The 2,294-nt window shown below is 43.5% G+C and carries 2 protein-coding genes; both read left to right on the forward strand.

Annotated features, from left to right (window positions below; genetic code table 11):
• The first annotated feature begins 44 nt into the window (after positions 1-44).
• A complete protein-coding gene (locus tag NWQ57_RS15490) occupies positions 45-551 on the forward strand; it encodes a regulatory protein RecX (RefSeq protein ID WP_306023064.1) in 507 nt (168 codons plus the stop codon).
• Positions 548-2,294, forward strand: a 1,747-nt coding sequence (locus tag NWQ57_RS15495; RefSeq protein ID WP_306023065.1) for a DEAD/DEAH box helicase, incomplete at its 3' end; no start/stop codon positions are given. The genes NWQ57_RS15490 and NWQ57_RS15495, both read left to right, overlap by 4 nt.

Raw genomic sequence — 2,294 nt, forward strand, 5'->3', positions numbered from 1 at the left:
GAGTAGTGAAGCGTGTGGGTGAACAACATTGGAAAACCTGAAAGATGTTTAAAAACAAGCAAGACGCAAAACCTAAAGAAATAACCTACGAACGAGTCAAAGGATATTACTTGTGGTTGATCGGTAAATATGGAGATTACACAGCAAAAACCTTATTGCAAAAGGCCAATACATTATTCAAAGAAGACACCTCATTTAATCAAGAAGCCCTTGACTACCTTATCGAACAAGGCTTTGTTGATGATCTTCGTTATGCACAACGCTTGACCCAAAATTATTCAGAAAAAAATATTGGCCTGAGCAAAATAAAACAAAAACTCTATACCAAAGGCTTCACGTCCCAAATCATCAATGAGTGCTTAGGATCAATAGTTAACACAGAAGATGACTATTTAGATAAGGCACTGGCGCTTAAAGTAAAAAAATTTGGTGAATCCCCAATTGTCGACGACAAACTTAAACAAAAAGCAATGCGACATTTGATTGGTCAAGGATTCTCCTATTCAATTGCCAATAAAGCGATTAACAGCTCAAGTAATGAGGATTTGTGAGCCAAACATTCATCTTACGAGATTACCAAACTCAAGCGGTTGAGGCGGCGCTAAAGCACTTTCGCCGTGGCGATGACCCAGCGGTAATTGTATTGCCTACCGGTGCAGGTAAAAGCTTAGTGATTGCTGAGCTGAGTCGGCTGGCCTTGGGTCGCGTTATTTGTCTTGCCCATGTAAAAGAATTGGTTGAACAAAATCATGCAAAATTTCTGGCTACGGGTGCAAGTGCAGGTATTTTTTCAGCAGGACTGGGCCAAAAAAATAGCACCGCCAAAACAGTCTTTGCCAGTATTCAATCACTGTCAGCTAACCTCGACGCTTTTCACACTCCTGCCAGCCTGATTATTATTGATGAATGCCATCGGGTGGGCATGGACGACAGCGGTCAATACCACAAAACCATCACCCATTTTCGCAGGCTGAATCCTAGCGTAAAGATCCTTGGTTTAACCGCAACACCCTATCGATTAGGCAGCGGCTGGATTTATCAACATCATTACCATGGCTATACACGGCCCTCAAGCGACACTTTTTTTAAAAAATGTATTTTTGAACTACCACTGCAACACATGGTAAAAAAAGGTTATTTAACGCCGCCCATTCATTATGATGCCGCCATTGCCCATTATGACTTTAGTTTGTTGACAGAAAGTTTAGACGGCGAGCAAGACACCGATGATATCGCCTTAAATGAGCTCATTCACAAATATCCACGCGTGACCAAGGCAGTGACCGAGCAAATACTGCAGCTTAGTCAAAACCGTCAAGGCGTGATGATTTTTGCTGCAACCGTCGATCACGCCCAAGAAATCTGCGGCTATTTACCTGCAAACCAAACCGCTTTAATTACCGGCAGCACCAAAATAAAACAACGTGATGAGCTAATCGCCGCGTTTAAAGCCAAAAAAATTAAGTACTTAGTGAATGTGTCGGTATTAACCACAGGCTTTGATGCGCCCCACGTGGATGTGATTGCTATTTTGCGGCCCACGCAATCGATCAGTTTGTTCCAGCAAATTGTCGGTCGAGGTTTACGCCTCAGCCCGGGGAAAAAGGACTGCTTAGTATTGGATTACACCAATAATGGCTACAATATTTTTCAGCCAGAAATCGGCGAAAAAAAGCCCACACAAGATTCCGTAGCGGTGCAAATCCATTGCCCACAATGCGGTTTTGCCAATGCGTTTTGGGGCAGAAAAGACCCTCAAGGGAATATTCTTGAGCATTTTGGCCGCCGTTGCCATGGCTTGATTGAAACCCCCGAAAGCCCAAATGGCTCTGCAAGCCCAGAAGTCCCAGATGGCCCCAAATACGAGACGCAATGCACTTACCGTTTTCGCTTTAAAAGCTGCCCACACTGTAACCAAGAAAACGATATCGCCGCCAGACAATGCCAGCATTGCTCAGAAAAGTTAATTGATCCCGATGATATTTTAAGAAAAGCATTAAATCTAAAAAACAACAAAGTATTGCGCTGCGCTGCCATCACGCCAGAGATTATCTGGGCCGACACAAGTATAAAAATCACCTATCACGACGAAGACGGCCTCACCTTATCGGAGACTTTCCGCTTTAACTATAAAAATTCTAGGCAAACCTTTAACCAACTCTTTGCCCGACGAATAGCCAACGGCAGTCAATCAATTGAGTTCGAATCACTAAAAGAGCTAGAGAGGTTTTTACCTTACCTGCCAGCGCCTGACTTTGTGATAGCCAAAAAGCACAAACATCACTGGCAAGTGA

The sequence above is a fragment of the Paraglaciecola sp. genome, from assembly GCF_030730205.1.
Classification (GTDB): Bacteria; Pseudomonadota; Gammaproteobacteria; order Enterobacterales; family Alteromonadaceae; genus Paraglaciecola.